Below are 1021 nucleotides of genomic sequence, written 5' to 3'. Positions count from 1 at the left end.
TACAGCACTTTGCGTGACTAAGAGGTACAGTAACAGCAGTGAGCAAAATAATTTTTGATTTGCTTAGTTGAACATAATTTCACTCCCAATTCCAAGAGTTTTTCCACAATCTGTACACTTCGAGGTACAAATCTCCTGAGCCATGCCTTTAATTCCCACCATAAATGTTCGATGGGGTTAAACTCAGGTGAGTACGGTGATAAATACACTACTTTTGCTCCCACTGCTGCGATCATTTTTTCCACACCTTCTACCTTGTGTGCCTTCAGATTATCCATCACCAATACCGCTCCTTTCCATAATGAAGGCACCAGTTCTTCTTGCACAAATTTCTGGAAATCCTCTCCATTCATAGATTTTCCCATTGTCTTCATGGCGATGACCTTCTTATTGCTTATTGCTCCAACCACCGTTACCCTACTTCCTCTATAAAATGGCTTGATATCGTAGCTTCTTTCTCCCTTTTTACTTCTAGCTCTGGGTCTCATTATCCCCAGCAATACGCCCATTTCATCCAAAAATATCAGATTTTCTGGTTCGACATCTCGGATTTTTTCCCAATATTCTATTCGCTTCTTTTGATTAATTTCTTTATGGGCTTGACTGCTCCGTAGTGTTTTTTTTTTCAAAGTGAGTTGCTGCTTTTTTAGGAATCGGCACATGGCACTCTCGCTCAACCCTACTCCTGTTTTTTCGTGCCAATACTCACAGTATTCTGCGAGTGTGTAATCTGGATACTGGGCTACCATCTCTTCAATCTGTTGTTCGTGACCAAACAGTAGGCTCGGTTTACCACCATGAGCCTGACTAGGGAGTAATCTTCCTGTCTCTTTTTTTCGTTTTAGTAGCGCCTGTACCGTACTTTTACTCACTTGAAATCTTTCTGCTACTTTCCGAATAGAGGTGTTACCTGCTTCGTAAGTGTTAATAATCTTTTGACGTATATCTAGGGAGTAGGGTTTCATTGTTCTCTTTCTTACCACCTCTAATATTGTACCTAATCGTTAAGCAAAGTGCTGTA

Annotated in this window: 1 protein-coding gene; it reads right to left on the bottom strand. The window is 40.6% G+C overall.

Features of this window, described 5'->3' with window-relative positions; all coding sequences use genetic code 11:
* Positions 1 to 17 precede the first annotated feature (17 nt).
* Entirely contained in the window at positions 18 to 965 is a 948-nt protein-coding gene (locus QUA23_RS30945; protein WP_333093993.1) for an IS630 family transposase, read from the bottom strand.
* Positions 966 to 1021: the final 56 nt, after the last annotated feature.

It is taken from the genome of Microcoleus sp. Pol1C5, assembly GCF_036701115.1.
In the GTDB taxonomy this organism is placed as follows: Bacteria; Cyanobacteriota; Cyanobacteriia; order Cyanobacteriales; family Microcoleaceae; genus Microcoleus.
The sequence above is the reverse complement of the archived record's forward strand: the minus strand, read 5'-3'. Positions and strand labels throughout refer to the sequence as shown.

Coding starts and splice junctions, on each gene's coding strand:
- QUA23_RS30945 (WP_333093993.1), bottom strand. CDS start 965: ATGAAACCCTACTCCCTAGATATACGTCAAAAGATTATTAACACTTAC.